At 33.2% G+C, this 20,080-nt stretch carries 20 protein-coding genes and 1 pseudogene; 7 read left to right on the top strand and 14 right to left on the bottom strand.

Annotation, left to right across the window (positions count from 1 at the left end; translation table 11 throughout):
• Positions 1–750 precede the first annotated feature (750 nt).
• From BLV53_RS15865 to BLV53_RS17155, 3 genes are all read left to right on the top strand, one after another.
• Positions 751–1,086: an HNH endonuclease gene (locus tag BLV53_RS15865; RefSeq protein WP_090302627.1), complete on the top strand. Its 336-nt coding sequence runs from the start codon at positions 751–753 to the stop codon at positions 1,084–1,086.
• A gap of 11 nt (positions 1,087–1,097) precedes the next feature.
• Entirely contained in the window at positions 1,098–1,277 is a 180-nt protein-coding gene (locus BLV53_RS15870) for a hypothetical protein (RefSeq protein WP_090302628.1), read from the top strand.
• A 358-nt stretch (positions 1,278–1,635) separates the two neighbouring features.
• Positions 1,636–1,815 (top strand): hypothetical protein, encoded by a 180-nt coding sequence (locus BLV53_RS17155; RefSeq protein WP_090302629.1) that lies wholly within the window; start codon positions 1,636–1,638, stop codon positions 1,813–1,815.
• A 74-nt stretch (positions 1,816–1,889) separates the two neighbouring features.
• Here BLV53_RS17155 and BLV53_RS15880 read toward each other — a convergent pair whose 3' ends face one another.
• The 10 genes from BLV53_RS15880 to BLV53_RS15925 all read right to left on the bottom strand — a co-directional run bounded on the left by BLV53_RS15880 (position 1,890) and on the right by BLV53_RS15925 (position 10,644).
• Positions 1,890–2,861: a plasmid recombination protein gene (locus tag BLV53_RS15880; RefSeq protein WP_090302630.1), complete on the bottom strand. Its 972-nt coding sequence runs from the start codon at positions 2,859–2,861 to the stop codon at positions 1,890–1,892.
• Positions 2,845–3,849: a hypothetical protein gene (locus BLV53_RS15885; RefSeq protein WP_139298989.1), complete on the bottom strand. Its 1,005-nt coding sequence runs from the start codon at positions 3,847–3,849 to the stop codon at positions 2,845–2,847. Before BLV53_RS15885 ends, BLV53_RS15880 begins: the two co-directional genes overlap by 17 nt.
• 1,137 nt (positions 3,850–4,986) lie before the next feature.
• The gene (locus BLV53_RS15890; RefSeq protein ID WP_090302632.1) at positions 4,987–6,069 is read right to left on the bottom strand and encodes a hypothetical protein; all 1,083 of its coding nucleotides are present in this window, start codon (positions 6,067–6,069) and stop codon (positions 4,987–4,989) included.
• 21 nt (positions 6,070–6,090) lie between these two features.
• On the bottom strand, positions 6,091–6,342 hold the full coding sequence (locus BLV53_RS15895) for a DUF2442 domain-containing protein (RefSeq protein WP_090302633.1): 252 nt from the start codon (positions 6,340–6,342) through the stop codon (positions 6,091–6,093).
• Between the two features lie 16 nt (positions 6,343–6,358).
• Positions 6,359–6,904 (bottom strand): hypothetical protein, encoded by a 546-nt coding sequence (locus tag BLV53_RS15900; RefSeq protein ID WP_090302634.1) that lies wholly within the window; start codon positions 6,902–6,904, stop codon positions 6,359–6,361.
• 22 nt (positions 6,905–6,926) lie between these two features.
• Positions 6,927–7,475: an HAD domain-containing protein gene (locus tag BLV53_RS15905; protein ID WP_090302635.1), complete on the bottom strand. Its 549-nt coding sequence runs from the start codon at positions 7,473–7,475 to the stop codon at positions 6,927–6,929.
• Between the two features lie 3 nt (positions 7,476–7,478).
• Entirely contained in the window at positions 7,479–7,814 is a 336-nt protein-coding gene (locus BLV53_RS15910) for a hypothetical protein (protein WP_090302636.1), read from the bottom strand.
• 18 nt (positions 7,815–7,832) lie between these two features.
• Positions 7,833–8,696: a Uma2 family endonuclease gene (locus BLV53_RS15915; protein ID WP_090302637.1), complete on the bottom strand. Its 864-nt coding sequence runs from the start codon at positions 8,694–8,696 to the stop codon at positions 7,833–7,835.
• The gene (locus BLV53_RS15920; protein ID WP_090302638.1) at positions 8,697–9,224 is read right to left on the bottom strand and encodes a hypothetical protein; all 528 of its coding nucleotides are present in this window, start codon (positions 9,222–9,224) and stop codon (positions 8,697–8,699) included.
• A gap of 67 nt (positions 9,225–9,291) precedes the next feature.
• The gene (locus BLV53_RS15925; protein ID WP_090302639.1) at positions 9,292–10,644 is read right to left on the bottom strand and encodes a ribonuclease H family protein; all 1,353 of its coding nucleotides are present in this window, start codon (positions 10,642–10,644) and stop codon (positions 9,292–9,294) included.
• Positions 10,645–10,915: 271 nt separating this feature from the next.
• On the opposite strand from BLV53_RS15925, the gene BLV53_RS15930 reads away from it, so the two are divergent.
• Positions 10,916–12,007 carry a hypothetical protein gene (locus tag BLV53_RS15930; RefSeq protein WP_090302640.1) on the top strand — a complete coding sequence of 364 codons (1,092 nt, stop codon included), beginning with the start codon at positions 10,916–10,918 and terminating at the stop codon, positions 12,005–12,007.
• Between the two features lie 210 nt (positions 12,008–12,217).
• Here the strand turns inward: BLV53_RS15930 and BLV53_RS15935 are convergent, their stop codons facing one another.
• From BLV53_RS15935 to BLV53_RS15950, 4 genes are all read right to left on the bottom strand, one after another.
• Entirely contained in the window at positions 12,218–14,047 is a 1,830-nt protein-coding gene (locus BLV53_RS15935) for a replication initiation protein (RefSeq protein ID WP_090302641.1), read from the bottom strand.
• A 958-nt stretch (positions 14,048–15,005) separates the two neighbouring features.
• Positions 15,006–15,722, bottom strand: coding sequence for a hypothetical protein (locus BLV53_RS15940; RefSeq protein WP_090302642.1), 717 nt, complete (start codon positions 15,720–15,722; stop codon positions 15,006–15,008).
• A 14-nt stretch (positions 15,723–15,736) separates the two neighbouring features.
• A complete protein-coding gene (locus BLV53_RS15945; RefSeq protein WP_090302643.1) occupies positions 15,737–16,540 on the bottom strand; it encodes a ParA family protein in 804 nt (267 codons plus the stop codon).
• Positions 16,541–17,544: 1,004 nt separating this feature from the next.
• Complete coding sequence (locus tag BLV53_RS15950; RefSeq protein ID WP_090302644.1) at positions 17,545–18,216, bottom strand: hypothetical protein; 672 nt, start codon at positions 18,214–18,216, stop codon at positions 17,545–17,547.
• Positions 18,217–18,469: 253 nt separating this feature from the next.
• On the opposite strand from BLV53_RS15950, the gene BLV53_RS15955 reads away from it, so the two are divergent.
• From BLV53_RS15955 to BLV53_RS17625, 3 genes and pseudogenes are all read left to right on the top strand, one after another.
• Entirely contained in the window at positions 18,470–18,688 is a 219-nt protein-coding gene (locus BLV53_RS15955; protein WP_090302645.1) for a hypothetical protein, read from the top strand.
• A 283-nt stretch (positions 18,689–18,971) separates the two neighbouring features.
• Entirely contained in the window at positions 18,972–19,322 is a 351-nt protein-coding gene (locus BLV53_RS15960) for a helix-turn-helix domain-containing protein (RefSeq protein ID WP_090302646.1), read from the top strand.
• A 520-nt stretch (positions 19,323–19,842) separates the two neighbouring features.
• Positions 19,843–20,080: pseudogene (locus BLV53_RS17625) on the top strand (UPF0236 family protein); the annotation flags it as partial.

The raw sequence follows: 20,080 nt of genomic DNA on the forward strand, positions 1-20,080 counted from the left end.
GGCCGCAGGACCCAAAATGAAAAAACTTTGCATGCAGATTTGATTCTTGCTGGAATTACACAACTTATAACAGTTGTATTAGCTGACAAAATCAACCACCATGAATTCATCCGTAGCCTAAAACCTCTGATTGCTTAGGACTTACCAATTTAATAGTATTAGCTTTATTAAGTACGCCTAAAATCTGCAATCATCAGTAATTTCGCGCCAAAACGCGAAATATCATATTTCAGATTCAAGATTGCAAACGAGCGTCAGCGAGTTTCGCAATTACCTAGATTATATAATATATATTATGCTATATAGGTAGTTTTTAGTACTAATTAAGTCCCAGTTTTACAATTTGCTTTTTTTTATTCATAGGGTCTACAATTAAATTGTAAAGATTGTCATTTTCTCCAGTATTACATTTATGAACTTTCACTTCGCGGAAAATACTAGATTTCCCGACAAGAGACGGCTTAAATGGTACTGGACAACATAGAAATGATAGTATTGTGTTCAAGTGAACCTCGTAAACTATTAATGGGCGTTCATTCTAGTTGACTCATTAAGAAAAGTACCGATAAACCTTAGGTGCGTAAGGTACCTGTTTCCCAGCTTCACACCATATTTAATTATAGTGATTAATGAAATACTTAATCACTCTGTTAGCTATGCGTGTGGAGTCTATAATCTGACCTTCTAGTCTGTGCATGCATAGTGTGTACAGACTTTTTTATTTTGGTCAGGTTAGGAGGTGAACTCAGAATGAAAATCAATAAGACCTACGCTCTCAAAATCTGGGAAGCAGATTACGGAAACGCTGAATTTGCTGAAGACTTTCATGGGAATCTTATGTGTCGTCAAGGCTATGGCAACCAAAATTTTCATATCAGAAGAAACGGTGTAAATATCTATTGTGGTTGGAACCTACACCATATTCTCCCCAAAGCTGCTGGTGGCACTAACCATATGAGCAACCTCATATGTACAAACATTGCTACTAATGAGGAGGCAGCAGATAAGAATACTTTCTGGATTGATGATTGCCTTTATCAGGTAAAACGCACTGAAGATAGATACGATATTTTTCAGTTAAATTGAAAGGAGATGCTATGAATATCTTTGATTTTAATGATGGTGACTATTGTATGGATATGGGAGGCGGTATGATGATGGATACAGACGGGCACCTTATGCAAAGTATGGGTTCCGGAATGGCCTTAGATCTTGAAACTGGAGACCTCCATCTCACGGACAACAATAATAGTTTTGACGACGATGATAATTGGTAAACAGCAGGGATTAATTAAGGAGCTCAGATTTGAGCTCCTATTTTAGTATATGACTCATAATATCCTCGGTATAACTCCACGACTATAACCGTAATCCATACACTTCATCAGTAAACGGTAAACCGATTTACCGTTTACTTTTAATGCCAAAAAAGACCACAAACAATATGATAATGTCTGTGGTCTTCATGTGTTTTGTTTTTCCGTTGTTATATTTACGTATGGAGGTACAAAAGTAAAGAAAAAGCAAGATTTTCATGTTATAATATTGTTGTCAAGAAGGATTCTTGCAAAGAAATACTGAGAATCTTCAAGATTCTCTTTTACTTGAAACACAGGAGAAAGGAACTCGGCTTTTATGGAAGAAATATCAATTATGGATAGTAAAAAAGGAAAGAATATTTCTATTCCAAAGAATCTTACATCTATTTTAGATAAAGGCCTTGATGATGTTGATAATGGTAGAGAATTACCTGCAGATAAAGCTTTCGACTTAATAGCCGATTTGGTTGAAAGAAGACATCGTGCAAGAACGTAATGTATTAAGACTCCCATAAGAAAAGTATAATTGGAAAAGATATTTTAGAGAGAACTCGTCTTCTATAAATATCGTTATAATTCTATTTCTTCATCCTTACTCTTATGTTTGTTCCTTTGAATTTCCTTCTCGAGCATCTTAATTTGCTTTCGCTGTTCAATAATTAATTGATTAAGCCGGACGACAGTATTTTGAAATTCTCTTTCATTTTCTATTCTCTCTACTTCAGCTCTCGCTTCAATTTCTCTTTTTTGAGAATCTTTCTCTGTTATTTGATTTTCAAGTTCCTGCACTTTAACCTGATACTCTCTTATAATCTCAAGATTTTCTTTAAGTTTTCGCTCCTTAAACTGATGAATATCCATATCTTCTCTTTCAGGATTGATTTCTCTTTCCGTTTTTCGTTCAATTACAAAACCTCGAGCTTCTACAATCTCTGTCCATTTTTCTCTCATCATTGCATCGAATGATACTGTACGGTTATTTCTTCGTCCTTGAGGTAAGTGTTCATCTACTCTGCTAAAGCCCAGTTTTTCAAGAGCTTTTTCTTTTGAAATTATTAAGTCACCATTTTCATTAGTATAATCCCAACATTTCCTTATATGAGCATGCGGACTTTTCTCATCAACATGAATGGCCCAGTCTAAAACATGGCAATTAGAGTTATATTTCTCCAGCTCTTTTAAATAATCCATCACACAATCTTTAAAAATCTCTGGATTTATATTGTCATTCATTGTTCCAATCTGAAGAATGGTTTCTTCTGGCGGATGCTTCAAATAATATTTCTCTATCGTCATGCAACGTTCTTTGTGACGTGCTTTTATGTAGGTTTCATTAATATGTTTTATTCGCTCACCATATTGTTCTTTGTAATACTTGAGTTCAACATCCTTGAATTTTAAACCTTCATCCTCATAGATGTTTCCATAGATATTGTTGATAGATTTAGAGATATCTATATGGTCTGCTTTTTGTATATCAAAATTTCTATCATTATGATTTGCTAAGCAGCCGGCACGTTTATTTCTACAAGTTACTTTCATCTATAATTAAGTCCTTTCTTTCTAAATCTTCTAAAAATGATTTGCCTTGGTCCAAAGCATATTCAATAAATTTTATTGACTGTTCTCCTCGTTCATCTCCTAGCAAATCAAAAAATTTTAATGCTGCCTTAATACGTTGCCCTTGTAGTAAATCAGAACGGAGTACCCTAAAATCTTGATATTCATCTATAATCTGCATTACCTTACCAGCTCTAGCTAAATATACTCTCTGTCTCACTTCCTGCTCTTTCAAAACATCATACTTAATTTTAAGATTTTTATATGATTGGTTAAGCCTGCTATACTTTTTTTCTTCATCTTCATCCCTTTGTTTTTTTATCCTTTCAACAAAAGGCGTTATTCTCATATAATATTGCGTTGTAGTTTCACCCTCCATTGGAAATGGCAACTTCTTTAATTGAGAATAATCTGATGTTAAAACAGCTTCTCTATCCTTGTTGTATAAAAAGTCGTAGAATACTTCTTTGGGTGCTGTATCAAGGTAAAAAGTATTCCTCATTATCTTTTCATAATTCCTTAATATACTCTTGAACCAACCTCGTTTAGCACATGAATACTTAGTCAGGAAAAGCTTTCCATCTGCACGCGTCTTTGTAAAAACAATCGTATATGTTCCTTTTTGCTTTTTGCTATCAAAATCACAAAACAATATTTTAGTTTTATCAGCGCACGCTTCTTCCGTAGATGAATCTTTCAACTCAGCAATATTAATATCCAAATAATCTCTACAAAAAAGTAATGCCACTTTCTTCCAGCGGTTTTCATCAATAACATCACTTTCACCAATACATAACTTAAATTGGATTCCAATAGCTATAACGCCGTTTTTTCGAAGCTGATGCGTTGAATAATATGATTGCTTTAGCAAATAATCCTTACATGTGAAGTAAGCAAAACTACCCTGATTGACCTCCGTAATAATCTCCTTAAAGTCCGCTTCTGTCTTTAAGGAAGAAATCTTAAACATCGAATATCCCATTATTATTTATCCTTTCTTGTTATTTCAAATTATCCAAACATAGATAATTTGATCTTGAATGTTCTATTCGTGTCTAATATGGATGTAGGATAAGAAAATCGCTCTTAAAACGATGTTTCAGATACTTTTTAAAAGAAATTTATAGTGAAATTTAATGTTTTTGAATTAAAGAACTGCTAATTGAAGATAATATTTTAAACGTAATAATATCTATATTGGATAATTTGATTCCTTAGAACATATTCTTTACATGCCTGAAACCCTCGGAAAATCAAGATTCTTTGATATTTGCTTCACCCAGCGTTTCTCAAATTTGCGTCAATTGTCTACGGAGTATATGTATTAGCGCATATGTACTTGTTTTGAATGCCTTTTATGGATTTATAAATATGAAATTCTAATAGATATAAATTTTTTTATGAGGGGATTTAGATTTTGACAATCTAAGAAATTCTTGAGTTTACAACTTATTTTACATTCCCTTTTAAAATAAAGTCTACAGCTGTATATATTGTTCAATCCAGGGTTTTCCCCATTTTTTCCTATGTTTTTCAAAAAAATCACTTCAAACAATAGGCCTTTACTTATAGCTTTAAAAAAAGAAGAAGAAAACCTGGAAAAGAGCAGGAAAAGATGCGTTTAGCAACTTCCCTGCCACGCGCAAGCCTTCATCCTAGTCGGTGAATAGGGCGACGCTAACCATTAATTTGAGGTCACTAAAACATAAGGATTTTTGCCCACAAACACTATAAAAAAATGCTGATTTTAGCCCACTAAAAATAGGTACTTTCCTTTATTTTCGCTGTTTTTTCCATTTTTTTCTTATCAAATTTAGCCCAGCAAAATATCGAATTTTTGCCCAGTAACATCATTTTGCATTAATTTCAGCCCACAAAAGGGCTTATTTTTAATCAAAAAATGCCCACAAAAATATAGGCATTTTAGCCCACTAAAAAATTAAGAATATTGAATTTACGCCGTTTATCGCATTTTATAAGTGCTTAAAATTAGCCCACGAAAGACTTTGTTTTTTTACGTTTTTTGGGCCAGGAAAAAATGAGAAAAACCTCCCAGTCGCATTATATTATCCTACTAATCATGAGCCCTTATACTTCGATACACAAATTATACCATTCGACACAACTCATGATATTTTCTTGATAAGTAACAATCTCCCTTATCTCTATAAATATACTCGCCTATTTTACGAATATCTTCTTGCGCGCACCATTGCACCTGCCATAAATGCTTACCCTTACGTTTAATTATTTTCACATCATAAACTCCAAGTTTATCAACTAAAACGTCATGGACAAACTTCACAGCATATTCATTTCCGCAAAAACCTATGTTATGCCCCCTTGAAGATATCCAACCATCACCATCTATCATCCCCCGAATCATATGAGATAATAATTTATTAGCCACCATTTTCGGCTTGCCATAATATGTTTTCCTTGGAACAATTCCAAGATTACACAAATCATTTTTTGTCTTTTCCGATTTAAAACAAGTAGAAACTTCAATAGTATTCCTTCTGTTTTCTCGTATCCTTTCAGTCTCCTTAATTTGATTCATATTATTTGTATATTTGTTAAAAATCTTCAATATTTCAATATCCCTTTTTGCGACAGTGATTCTTATGGAATTATCATCTCCAACATTACCATCTGTAAACATAAATCCAGCAAAATACGCTTTATCAGCTGTGTCTACATTTTCAAAATAATCAACATTAACATCCGTATTTTTATATCGATTGTCTCGCTCTATCCCCTCTTTTTGCAAATAATTCGTAATAGTATGCTCTGTGACACCATAAAGTAAGGCTATCTCACTACAGGATTTACCATTTTTATAATGAGTGACAAGTTCATCAACTGGCAACGCATCAATCCCTCCGTTTGTACGCATTTTCACACCATTTCGCGATAAGGCATTATACACCGTAACAGAATTAATATCTAATTTATCACTTATGGCATATATAGATAATTTTTGTTTACAATATAAGTCAATTACTTTTGATTCAACCTTTTCAGGTATTTTCCCTTGTGGTCTACATTGCACACCATTTCGCTTTAAAATATTGTATATCGTTCTGTTGCAACATCTATATTTCTCACTAAGCTGAGATGCTGAAACGTAATTTCTTTCATACTCATCTACTATTTTTCTTTCTATTTCCGCTGGTGTTTTTTCTCCCATTTGTTCACATAATCCTCCAAACTAGTCTCTCTCTCCTATCTGCATACTCTCTTCATAAACACTATATGGATCTATACTTACAGCATCTTCCCATGAGATTATTCCCATCTCATCAACGTACACACGTTGAAAATATGTCTCGTCAGATAAGTCCTTATAAAGAGTGGATTTCTCAATCAGCTTTGAACAATCAAATCTCTTCTTTTCTCCAGTATCAAACTCAATTAGTAACACTTTATTAGCCATCGCTGTTACGGTTAATGCTCTATGCATTTTTTTCTTTCTCCTTTTAGTCCTCTTCAACTCGGTATTTATGCATATTCAGAATTCCCCTTACAATCAAGAAAGTTGAACCATCATACATAAACTCATCATCAAACTTGTCAATCATACCATAAAGGGTAACAAACAGTAGCTGAGCAATCTCGGGCCTAGCAACAAACATCAGGTAGGCGCCCCCTACACGAACGGTCTCTGCTGCCTCTGCTACAAGTGCCTTTATATTTGGAGTCTGTATGGATTCCATCAACAAGGTTGACTTGATTGCACTAGGCTCACCATTAACCTGGCTTAGAAGCTGCTTTAAACCTTCTTTTGTATAATCACTATTTGCTAATGATTTAAGTTCTTCCATTAGATTAATGGAGAGAACAATAACCTTATTCTTTTCTTCTTCAGAAACATATACATCAAATTCCTCATCTCTATATGGCAATCGATAACAGCGGCAATCATCTTCTCTCTCTTCGTCATTACGTTCATATTCACGCAATAACATATTGATTATCTCTATTAATTCTTTTTTTTCATCGTCACTTAAAAAAGCATATTTCATCAATGAATTCTCCCTATATTTTTTAATCATTGCGAAGTGGCTGGCGTGACAATTTTTCAAAATCTTTATTTGTCACAGGCTTTGAAGCTTTTTCGAATAAATGCTTGAGATGTTTTTTTCTCAAACCTCCCATTCCATTTTTAGGGTCATCTGACGTTTGTACCCAATGTGATGTTAGGCTTAAAGGTTTGAAATCTACAAATAGAACATCATCAATAACAACATAATGTGAGACATCGTCTTTATGTCGAAGAAGATAATCTGCTATCTCATACCCTCTAGCCCAAACATCAATACTTTCTGTCTCATCATATATTGTAAGATTGTTTTTTGAGAGACGTTCTCTTAAAAACTTTTCAATGCCGTCGTAATGACTTGAAAAATTATTCCTTCTCCAAGACGACGTTAGTATTATCCTTGTATTTTCTCTACCATATTTTTTCCAACATTCTTCTATAAACTCTGTAAAAACTGCTATATTTTCGTCATCTAGCCACCACAGTTTATTTCTAATGCCCTTTGTGTGAGCATTATTTAGCACTCCGTCCACATCCAAAAATACATATAACATTTCTCAGCCGCCCCATTGTTTTAATAGCTTATCTTGGTCTTTGGAGAGAATGTGATAAGCCATTCCTTTCTTATTTGGAAAAAACTCCTTCTGTAGCTCATCCTTATTATTTAGCAATTCGTTGAATGATATCACGAAACGTCCATTGTGCATGGTTTCACTTTCAAACTCGCACATAGCTCTTTCAACATAGCGTTCAAACTCTTGAGCGGATAGATTTGTAGCAATTTGCGAGCGCTCTTCGTCTTTCTTTTCGTTCACGGAATAAGAAAACCCATACCTATCCAGAACATTAATCATGTACTTAAGATATTTATTATTTATATTTCTTATTTCCATTCGTCATGCTCCATTTGATTAAATCATTGATTTTCTTGTTTCAATCATTGCTTTTGTGAAAATTAATCCCGCACACTCTTCCGGTTGATTAAATTCATATTCTGTATATTCTTCTTTATAATTATTGTTATAATCAAAAATAGACAGCCTGCTGTTAACGAAATCTATTATCCAGACATCTATTCCCATTTTTTTATATGATGGAATTTTCTTTAATGCATATTCCTTCTGTAATCTACTTTTTACTACCTCTACAACAAAAGAAGGTGCTGACGCAATGCGTTCGCAACATTCTTTAAACCCTTTCTGAACAACAGAAATAGCAGGAATAAAATAATTCTCTGCAGGATTCTCCTCTAAAATATCATAGCAACACAATCCAACGTGACTAAACACCTCATATTCAAGTTTTGCTTCTTCTATCATATTGATTAATGATGAATAAATACCCCCAATAAATATATTACTTGTTGGGGTTTCTGGCTTTGGCCATACTACCAGCTCTCCATCTATCACCTCAGGGTATTCATCTTCGTTTGATTCTTCCAACGCATAAGCAATTGGATTATTAATTTTCAGCAGGTCTTGTTCCTTGTTTATAACAATAAAAGAACCATCATTAATCTCTTCTAGTCTAGCAACAATTTTCCAAAGAGTGGCCGAAAGCTTCGGCTTCATTTCTTCATATTTTTCTTTATTGAATAGATTATTCTCGCCATAGAGAGACGAATATAACTCCGTTGCCTCTTCACTCCACTTTTGAATAAAAAAGTCATTATTTACAGTAGCGATTCCTGTATTCTCGAGACAAACACCATTACTATCTTTTACCAATAATGGATACCGGTTATTATCCAATTTTATTTCTATTTCTTTTTTCATTTATTCACCGGCTTTATCAGATACTTCTATTCCAAGTGCCTCACTCGCGAAATCAAGATAAATACCGTCTATATAATATTTTTCTTTTATTTCTTCCGGCATCTCGTTGTTGTAACCAAAATATATTTGCTCTCTTTTCTTCTGAACATTGATAAAAAAGTGGTCATCAGCTGTTGTCATGTTCAGGAACTCGCCTAATCGTTGTTTCATCATTTTGTCTCCTTTTTCTTCCGTTTTTTCGCTGATATTATCTAACTCAAGAATATTAATGTTTCTAGCCTCTTTTGAAGGATAAACTCCTACATACTGACCACGCCTAATTGCAACGCTAATATCATTATTTGCCTTGCATTTTGGGCATTCCTGGACAAAATCAAAGAAATAATTCTTATCTCCTTTATCAACATAGTCCCCAATATTATAATTATTTAGGCTCCGCTCATATTCTTTTGTCTGTTCTTCAAACCTAAATACTTCACCGCAGTTCTGACATCTAAAGTCTCCCCAAAAAGTGTCAAACAATCCCATTTGCGTATTCACATCCTCGCGATATACTCTCTTACTACTAATAGGATATAAGTATATTTACCCTATGTCATTCAACGTGTAGTTGGATATTCTTCGCAGTTTTCAACTCATCAACTGCCATTACTGGTAGATGTTCTTTCTGAAATAAATACTTTATTCGCTCTTTAATAATAGATATCATAGACATATTTCTCAGATAATTATTTTCGTGGGCCAATTTTTGGGAATATTCTCTCTCTCTGTCTAAAAAATCTTCTAACTCTCTTTCTTTTAAGCGTTCATTATCTTGTTTCAATTTAGGAAATTCAGTTATTATGTCGCCTATCTGTTTATATACTGGCATCGGCAATTTTAAACACATTTGAGTTCGTCCTAATTGATCAGCTTTAGTATTATCTTCTCTCGGAATATACTCGACGGTTACAGACTCAAACAACTCAGATAATCTTTTGTTCTTGTTTTCAGTCATCCAGCTTTTCATCGTGCTTTGATTATCCGTGAATATTTTAATATGCCCCTTAAACCCATAATCAAATGCCAGCATTAACATTGTTGCTGCTATTGCACTTTTAGTGACGCGCTCAATTCTATACTGTTCTGGAGTATATTCAACATCAATTGCAATAATATTATCCTCTGTTATCTCTGTTTCACTTGTAAGGTTACCCTTGCAAATAATGTAGCTGAAGCTAGAAACCTTACTCCCAAAATCTACCAGATTCCAATTAACATTATGTAAGGACTCATCGACAAATATTGTCCTATATGAGTCCTCTTTTTTCGTCCGTTCATCCATATCCTTGATACATTTACAAGGCTCAAGCTTGAGGTTTCTTACCAACTTCATAGATGAAACTGTTAAAATTTTCCTCTTACAATAAGGACAATCCTTCCTATGGTACTTCTTCCCTGTTTCAGTTATGAATATATCACGTCTATTTTTCCCAACCGTTGTATAAGTAGAATCAGCAAGAATCTCTTTTACCAATTGTGACATATTACAATTCAAAAGCTTTTTATAGTAGTTGTTTCCATCAAATAACTTCTCTATATTTATTCTGTTGCCATTAGGATTTTGAATTCTATATTTTTGTAGTAAGATAGCTTCCTGTTTTGCAATTGCATGAATAAGTCTATCTATTCTCCTCAATAAATTCGGCTTAATTAAATCTGGATGACGCTTATTAATCGCGTTAAATAACATGAAGTCATTCTTCGCCCTACATATATATTTATTCAATTCTGACTGTGATAGATTAGTAGCCTCTTCAAGATAGTAAATTTCAGAGTCAACTCTCCCTCCCAAATATTGAATACTCTCAGTATCTGACTTAAGCTTTCCTTTGGCCTTTGTGCCCTTTACAGAAATACCTAGTTTAATTAATTGATCATATATTATGTCTTCATCTGCCTTTGCCATTAATATAAACCTCTATCTGCTAGTACCATTTAATCTTTTTTTGTAATAATACCCCTTAATGTACATCCCTAAATCTTAGTTATATGTCCAAGATTAGAATCTATGATAGAAGAATAGCATTTTGACAGTGATATGTAAATGCCACCATATTATCTCTTCTGTTATCATTCATAATATAAATTATAAAATCTTTTATATCTCTATATACATTAATTAGAAGAAATTATATAATTTATGTTATAGAATCTATCACTATCACTAGGAGAGTTATATGAAAAGAGACAATAATATATTATTACCCGTTAAATATAATATTTTAAAAATTTGTAAAAGCCATATAGACACATCCTCAACAGAAGATGGTAATCTACATAAAATATTAGCTTTTTCTACATTCCAAATAGAAGAATCGACTCTAATTTTTTCTCCAGATTTTGGAAGTTGCGATTCAAATGATACTAAACAAAATATCCTCACTGAATTCTTAAATATAGAGGTATATAATGTTGATTCTTTTATGAATTTCGTTAATAAATATGGCTTTCTGAATTGGCCTAGCGATACAAATTTTCATAAATGTAATTTAACAAATCTTTGGGATTATATTGAAATGCTAAAAAATATTATTTTACTAAAGGTTGAAATATCAAAAGAAGTTCCTTCTGTAGAATTATTGCTAAAATATTGCTTTTCTATTATTAGAAATCATGGATGCATACCATATTTGATATGTATGGAAGATGAAATTTCCTCCCCTGATCCTAACGATACATTATTTCCTTCAATATACAAAATTTTAAGTATGCCATATAAAAGAAGAGATTCTTCTAATCTCCCATTTGAAATCGAATCTCAATCAGAATTTATCCAATCTACAACTATTGGACAAAAAATACATGAGCTTAATTATTCAAAAGATTTACCTTGGACTACATCCACTCCTTTGGAAAATGATGCTATTACCTTTTTCCACTATATCTACGAAATTCGTCCTTATGATTCAATAGATGACATAACCCCGGAATTACTAGATGAGCATGCTATTATTATGCTTAAAGATCTTGCAAACAATTTATGTGACACCTTATGTAAAAAGCATCTATTTCTCAATACAAAATATGATTCAAAAAACAAATGTTGTTTAGAGTTAACAAATTCTTCAGCTGCAATATTTTTAACCCTCTCACAAATGGATTTTTCTAAAATAATCTTTGATATTTGTCGAAAGGATAACTGTAGTAATTTCTTTATTCGAAGAAGAAGCGATATGAAGAGCTGCTATTGTTGTACTGCACATGCTAAAAACGCAGCGCAAGCAACTTACAGAAAAAAACACTTGAAGAATACAAAATCTAGTAATTAATTATTTACAATATAAAAGCCAGCTCAATCACATTGTGATTGACTGGCTAATTATATTCTAATAACTTGATATCACAATAAAGCTTTGCGTTTACACTTGTACCATAGCCTCCTATAGTTGACTTGTATCCCCCAATATAAGTGGACTCTAAAAACCTATGGCTATACAAATCTTTTGCATAAATCATAGGATTTTGGGGAGTTCAAATGTTTATCTATTCAATAACTTTTTGCTAAGCGCATCCATATCATAGTCTCTTTGACTGAAATTATGGAATCCATTCTTAGGTTCCTGCTTCTTAGCCTTGCCCTTAATTGTTTTACCTTCATATGGTCTTCTTATGTCAGATCTAATAAAGGCAAGTATATTGAAAATGCTATTTCCGCCTTCAATATACTCGTTAACATCCTTAGCCAGTCTGTTAAACTCAGCTTCAAAGTCAGGATTGCCATCTCTTGCAACTATGTCATTGATGATAGTTATACATTCACTATACTTAAGCTTAACTAATCCGTCAGTCTCGGCTGTAAATATCTTCTTACATTTTGCTGCCAAGGTCCTCTCCTGCTCTGGATCAAGTTCTATTACTTCATCAGAATCGTTATTTGCCTTGTGATCAGCGGCATAGCTTAAGATAACCTTTATTAAATCAGTTTTCTTGTTAATGATTGAACCATCAGTAATTGTATTAATAGCATCAATGATGAGACTTATCTCTATATCTCTTTCCTGACAGTATTCTAATATCTCATCCTCTTCTCCAGGCGATAAAAGAATATCCTTATCAAAACATGTTTCCATGATAAGAGCTGCCTTTTCACTATCACTTTGGCTAACCTCATTATCAAGTGACTCATAATACTCTTCTGATGAAATCTCATTAAGCTGCTCATCAAATGTGTCCTCAGCTAAATCAATTCCACCCTTACCAGTCGTTGCATAGTCTTTTCTTATTGCAGTAGCAAGCCAGCCATAATATGAATCAATTATAGTGTCACGTTCTATTGCCTTTTTAAGAAGCTCAACGTTACGCTGAATCTTCGCTAAATCTCCATCTGCGATATTTACTATCTGGAGAGTCTCCTTGAAAGTGAAGTTAATGTTTGATTCCTTAAGCTCAAACATTAAAGCTGCTGCCATCTCATTAGCTTCCTCTTCTGATATCTTGCCCTGATTCTTAAGGATGTCCTCATCAGGCTGGATAAGTTCTACGGAAAAAATTACAGTTGATGTTCTTCTTCCTGCAGTTACCGTATCATAGGTTACAAAAATATCAGTACCTGCATTAATTTCATTTATACTCGGAACTAATACATGGCGCTTGAAATCAGTCCAGTCAGTATACTTAACGTCTGTAGCTTTATCTTCAGCTTCCTCAAAGTCAGGATCTCTTTCCTGAAGGATACTCTGAACAGCCTTATCCTCTGGATCAATGATACCAAGAGTAAGCTTTAAATCTGAATAACTGTAGCGGATAATGTATTTTCCATCCTTGTTTCTGTTATGACCGTACTTCTTTTCATAACAATGACTTCTCAAGTTCTCATAAAGTCTTGAAGACCATGGTTTTGTAAACTTAAACAATACCCTAAGTGCAAGTGGAGTAAATCCAGAAGCCATTGAAAAGATGTAATCCTGAATTCCAACTGCAAAAGTTACCGTTATAGATGCATCACCATCATTGTAGACAATATTGTCGAAGAACTGCTGATACTTATAGCTTGCATGTCCGTTCTCGACCTTCTTGATAGCCATCTGTCTTTTGGCAGCGCCTGGAACAGCTTTCTTGATTTTACGATAGTAACTGTCAACGTCCTTTCCTGCAAGCTCAGCAAATTCCTTTACCTTTAGATCAAGAACAAGCATCTTGTTCTCTACTCCAGTTGCAGTACTTACGACTTTTTTATAATAAGCATCATCAAGGTGAGCCATTGAAAGCCACATTATTTGTTCTTCAATGATTGATGTTCTTCTTTTTGCTTCAATAATCTGATTGGGAACTCGAACTGATTGTGTTTGTAGTTCGAATGACGAATCCATAGTACTCTCCCTCCTCTTATAGGGAAAATATAACAGTTTTTAGAGGAAAACTCAACAGTTATCATGGAATTAATTACAGTATAAACGGAAAAAGTACTAAGTATAAAACGGAAATCAAAACAGTATCTGCGGAAAGATTTACAGTAAAAACGGATTATTTTGACCTAATCATAACTTTTTGCACTCTAACAACGGACTAAATTACAGTAAAATAATACTATCAACGGAAACAACTACGGTAAATTCCCCGCATTTTTATTTTTTAATGTTTTTTGAGCTATTTTTACTGTATATTCTTCCGTTTTAACCGCAATTTCTTCCGTAGTATATCTCTAAAGCCTTGATTTTACTGCATTTTAGTCGGGTTTAGGATTCGGATATTAAGTTAAAAGGTTATCTCTGGCATATCTAAACCATGTTTATCATCCAGCAGACATTTTTCTATTTGTAAATGCTATCTGGTACTCTCATATCTTTCATTTTTGATTCATTACCTGCTTAAGCACTTACAAATTCCAACATAAAAGAGACTACAAAAAAAACGGCTCCCATTATTCTAATAATAGGAACCGTAAATTCTTCCGTACTTAATATATAATGATATGAAATCTACAGTAAATCTTTCCGCAGTTGCAAAATTCTTAATATTTTAACAGTAAAATCTTCCGTCTGAGCCGTCTTGTATATAGATGCTCACGGTAAATCCTTCCGTAGCAAAAAGTCTTTAAAGCCTTGTGTTTACAGACTTTTCTCTTGCGACTAATAAAATGAATTAATATGTTGTGTAAGTTTGTATGTACATACTACAACAAACAACTAAGGAACCTTTTACAGAAAGTTTTTTCTAATCTGGTTGTTTTTAGATGGCAAGCATATTGTTATTTTCATTTCTAATTCTGTTTATGGCATAAAAAAAAGTACTCGAGAATCTTGGTTCAAGAAGTACTTTTCTTACGTATTAAAGGGATATCTTAGTTATAGCTGCCTTCTTTGGATGATTTTCTTCGATGTCCTTTTCTATCAAAAGGTTAATCATATCGCATTTTGGACAATGGCCGTGAATGATGCATAGCTGATCAAAAGCGTTCCAATAGTTAAATCGTAAACCAACAGTCTTTGTTTTATTTGTTCTATGCTTAAGGTCTACAGTTGCCTGAACGATATCTTTTTCCTTTTCAGAAAGAGAATTAAATTCATCTACCTCCTTCTTGATTAGCAATTCGATATATTCGTTATGTGTGATTTTTCTGGCTGCTGTCGATAAAGATCTTGCAACCTCATCGATATATTTCCAGTTATCAATGTCTACTGTGATTGGTCTATATATTCTCTCATCGTCAGATGAAATGGCGTCAATTTTTTCAATAGTTTGAGTGGTCCATGTTTCAAAGCTCATTTTTGAGCTGGTAGATATTGCCTTTGGCTTAGGCGTTACCTCAGCTTTTGTTTTTGGCTCTGGAGCAGCCGCAGTTTTTTCCGCCTTAACTGTCTTTTGAACAGGTTTAGATTCTGTTACTGTTTTCTTTTCCTGTTTAACAGTTTCTTTCTTTTGAGCCTCGACTTTCTTTTCTTCAGGTTTTGAAGCAGGTGCCTTGGCTGATTCCTTTGCCTTTTGCATTTCCTCGTTGTTTGTATTTAACTGCGAAGCTAATTTATCTTTTAATGACATTGCCATGACTATTATCCTCCTTAAAGTTTATCTGCTATAGCATAAAGTTCTCTAGAACACTGCTTTCCAGGATGTTTCTGGGCTACTGCTGCGTGGAATACGACATCCTGCTCTACTACTGATTCCTTCTTAACCTCTCCAAGTACTGGATAATCAACCATATCGTAATACATCTGAGTCATCTGCTTATCTACTACTGTTGTGTGCTGGTACATTGAGATGATTAAGCCCTTAACCTTAAGATCTGGATTAAGTGGTGGGAAGCTTTCACCGTGCCACTCATGTCCGCCAGTGACCATGTCAAGTGTTTCAGAAAGCGTGTTAAGTCCTCTGAATGCTGGATATGTAGGTGTTACAGGGATAATGACTTCATCTGCTGCTACAAAGGCATTGTATGAAATACAGTTAATACTTGGTGCACAGTCTATGAAGCAGAAATCGAAGTAGTCCTGAATCTCATCCAGGTGCTTCTTAAGTACTCCATAAGCTTCTTCCTTAGTGTCAAATTGGAATGGAAGGTCTTCAATAGCATACTTAAGTGTAGTGTCTGTAGGTACTAAGAATAATGTATCTAGCTCCGCGGCATCAATTGTTGTGGCCATATCAAAGAATGACTGGTCATAATCCTTGTAAAAGATGTTAACAACGTTATTTTCAGCTACTGTATGTGGCTCGATACCACAATTACTTGTTAATGATGCCTGTGAGTCTAAGTCTATCATGAGCACTTTAAAGCCTTGTTTTGCTTTAACATAGGCTAAGTTGTGTGTGATGGTAGTTTTTCCAACTCCACCTTTCTCATTAATTATTGCATATGTTTTCATTGCATTACTCTCCTATGATTGAAACTAGTTTTATGTATTATTTGCTTTTAATAATTTATCTTATTGATACACTTTAGTCAAACTAGTAACAGCATTTATTTCATACATTTTATTTGTTCTAGATGCTTTCTATTATATATAGAAATAATTAGATTTGTAAAAACTATATTAAAAATATTATTTCGATAACTCTAACGATGTATTCATAATGACAAAAGCACCAAAAACAATAAACCTATATAGTTATATTAATATATCAAAGATATATAAGCAAGTCTATATTGCAAATATATTGAATTAATTAAATACGTATTGTATTGGAAAAGTATTAAGAATATATGATATATAGATAGTTGATAATACTTATTATGCGCATGATATAGCAACTACATAGAATGCATCAAGAATATCAAATGTTAATAATGGTTTAACATAATATAACATTAAATATATCGACTATAACGTTATAACGTTTATTAATTATATACATTGGTTCATCACATAGTTAGCGACATTAGCTGATTAGAACATTAGTAGCGAATTCGAAATTCGTTCAAATTTGACATAAAAATATCTAAATGGATAAATAATTGATAAATGAATTCATAACACTAATTTAAGCAAATTTGGGGCAAATTTGCTTATTTAAAATCACAAATCCTAATCCAAATAGTAAAATCAGCTTGATTCTGGATATATTATACTAAAAAATGTGAAAAATATTAATTAGTATAAAAAATCCCTTTAGATATTCTAAAGGGACTAATAGAAAATTATATGTCTATGTATTCATTTTTGATTATGTTCCAGTAATCTTTTAATTCTTCGTTTTGTTCTTCATCTGCAATTTGAGATGAAGAAATATTGTCTAGCAAATCTTTATAAAGAAATTTTTTCAACAGCTTTCATTTTAAATAAAGTTTTCCGCAAAATAAAAGACCACTCCCAAAATGATTACTAGGTCACAAGAAATTGTAAAAATTTATAGGGTATAAATTATAATTTTACCTTAAATGTGAATTTGCTATCCTTGTAAACATTCTATTTCTTTGATCTTCACAAGCAGATTTAAGTGCTGGATAGAGAGAAACAATTTTATCAAAGATGGTTTGATTTAATTGAATATAGGCATCCTCCTTACCAACCTTACCTTCTAGTTTATGAAGATAATAATCGTAATTGGTGAGTTCATGACGTATAAAATTAACAGCCCATCGGTCTCGAGTTTTGTCATCGACATTTGAATAATCGTAGATGTTAAAGTCAAAATCACCTCTGTTGAAGGCTTTTTCTTCCATGTGAGCTAGACCACATTCACATGCTTCTTCGTAAATATCGTCTAATGGTATATTAGGAATCGTAATTGAATCGATGATTTCTTTAACAGACGCCTGTGTTTCCTGTCTTTTTCGTTCTGCAACTTCTGTGGCTGTTTTTGAGCGCTTTAGATGTTTTGCATGCATATCCTTATATTCATCAGTTTCCATAGCTTTTAAAACATCTTCCTTATTAAACAACTGCATTGGTGCAGCACTGTGATAGCGAGGATTCGTCTTTAATATAGGTTCTGGTAATAAGGTATCAATCATCTTTTCATTGAATCCATATTCGGACTTTACGGTTGACTTTGTAATGAGCTCTGGCTCATCTGTTTTATTCTGTTTCTTGTTTGACATGATATACTCCTTTCTGTCAAAGCGATAAACACAATATGTATCATGTTTCCTTGTTACAACTACAGATAAAGTTTATCAGGCGTTGTTAAGATTGGCATTCAACGTATAGTTGAATAAAGAGAGTGTTGTAGATATAAATGGCCATAGGAAAGTGATAACAGAGGGTATACAAATATTGGAAATGCATTGAGTAAGACAAGAATCTTATATATAATACTAGTTGGTAATTACATATATTAGCGGGGTGTTAGAAATGGTGTATGATGAATTAATACAGGCTGCAAAAGGGCTCTCTGAATATCATCAGTTGGAAGTGATAGATTTCATTAATTATCTCAAGACTAAAGAAAGAGAAGATTTCAAGCAATCTTTTTATTCACTACGAGAAGACGCAGCTAGCTTGCCAGATATGTCCTTAGATGACATTAATGCAGAAATAGCAGTTGTTAGGTCTGAACGCAAAGGGAAATAAATCTGATTTGATTTATATACAAAATAGGGATTTATATTCTTAAATTCATGTGGTATTATTACAAGTGTCCGGAGATAAAACCAGACAACCTTTTATTTTTTTAAAATGAGCAGTATATGAGCATCATTTGGTTGAACATAGGAAGGATGCTCGCATTACCTGTATGGTTGAGCAACTAAATATTGATTGAAGATGAGAATGGAAGCTTTGCACGCTAGGAGTGTATGCTTTCATATTTTTTTACTCAATTGTCAAATAATATTTAGTAAGGAGGCATTAATCGATGCAGGAAAGACCAACTTTTAACATGGAAATAGTAGGAGAGAATTTAAGAAAAATCAGAAAGGCTAAAAACCTATCAGTTAAGGAAGTAACTGAATATTTAGGCTTTTCTAGCGTTCAGGCTATATATAAATATGAGTCTGGAACCGGATATCCTCAGGTAGAGTCTATGTTTGCTCTTATGTGCTTGTATGAAGCAAGCATAGAGGATTTAATAAACAAACATACTGATGACGAGATAATAGAAAAATTTTCAAAAGAAGGCTATAGGCCTTCTTTTTTTGCGCGATTATGCAAAGATGGATATAAAAATGGGATTTGCAATGTAAAGATGGATACAAAAACAGGATGAAACAATGTCAAGAGATTTTCTTGAAAAAAGAGAAAACCAAGTAATATAGCCGATTTAGAAACTTGAGAAGAAAAAGCATAGTTTTATAGATCCCAATTTTGTAGCCAAGTAAAGCTTCTAATCCTATTTTTGTATCCATCTTTTACCGCTTTTGCATCCAACTTCTCCTGTTTTTGTATCCATCTTCCAAATCCTAATTTTATACCCATCTTTTACTGATTTTGTAACCAACTTCTCCTGTTTTTGTATCCATCTTGTCCCAATTTTATATCCGAAATGAGTTTGTAAAGCCTTAATTTATAAGGACTCTGCTTTACTAATAATAAAATAATTGTTGTATTATTATTTATATATAAACAACAACATACTAGATAAAGACATACCTGTTGTTGTAATACAAATAGTAAAAGCTAGAGTAAAAATTTTCTCGGAAAATATACACAAATAATAAAAGAACATCCTTCTTTGTGATAAGGTATTGGTTTGCGAAAACTATACACACAAGGGAGGATGTTCTTTTATGGAAGACATTATAAATTATTTAGCGGAATATTTCATTCCAAAATTATTCGAGTTAAAGCTGGAGTATTATAAAAATCCAACAAGTCTGGCTGATTTTGCCATCGCAACAAAAGAAGAAACAGATAAGTTGGGTAGAGAGATTTTGCAGACATCCATAGAAGAAATGGATCGGTTAATCAAATCGTTACCAGCTAGAAAAAGGAAATGGGTTGTGGAGCATAAGGCTGATGGAAGGC

The sequence above is a fragment of the Pseudobutyrivibrio sp. ACV-2 genome (genome assembly GCF_900107545.1).
Taxonomy (GTDB): domain Bacteria; phylum Bacillota; class Clostridia; order Lachnospirales; family Lachnospiraceae; genus Pseudobutyrivibrio.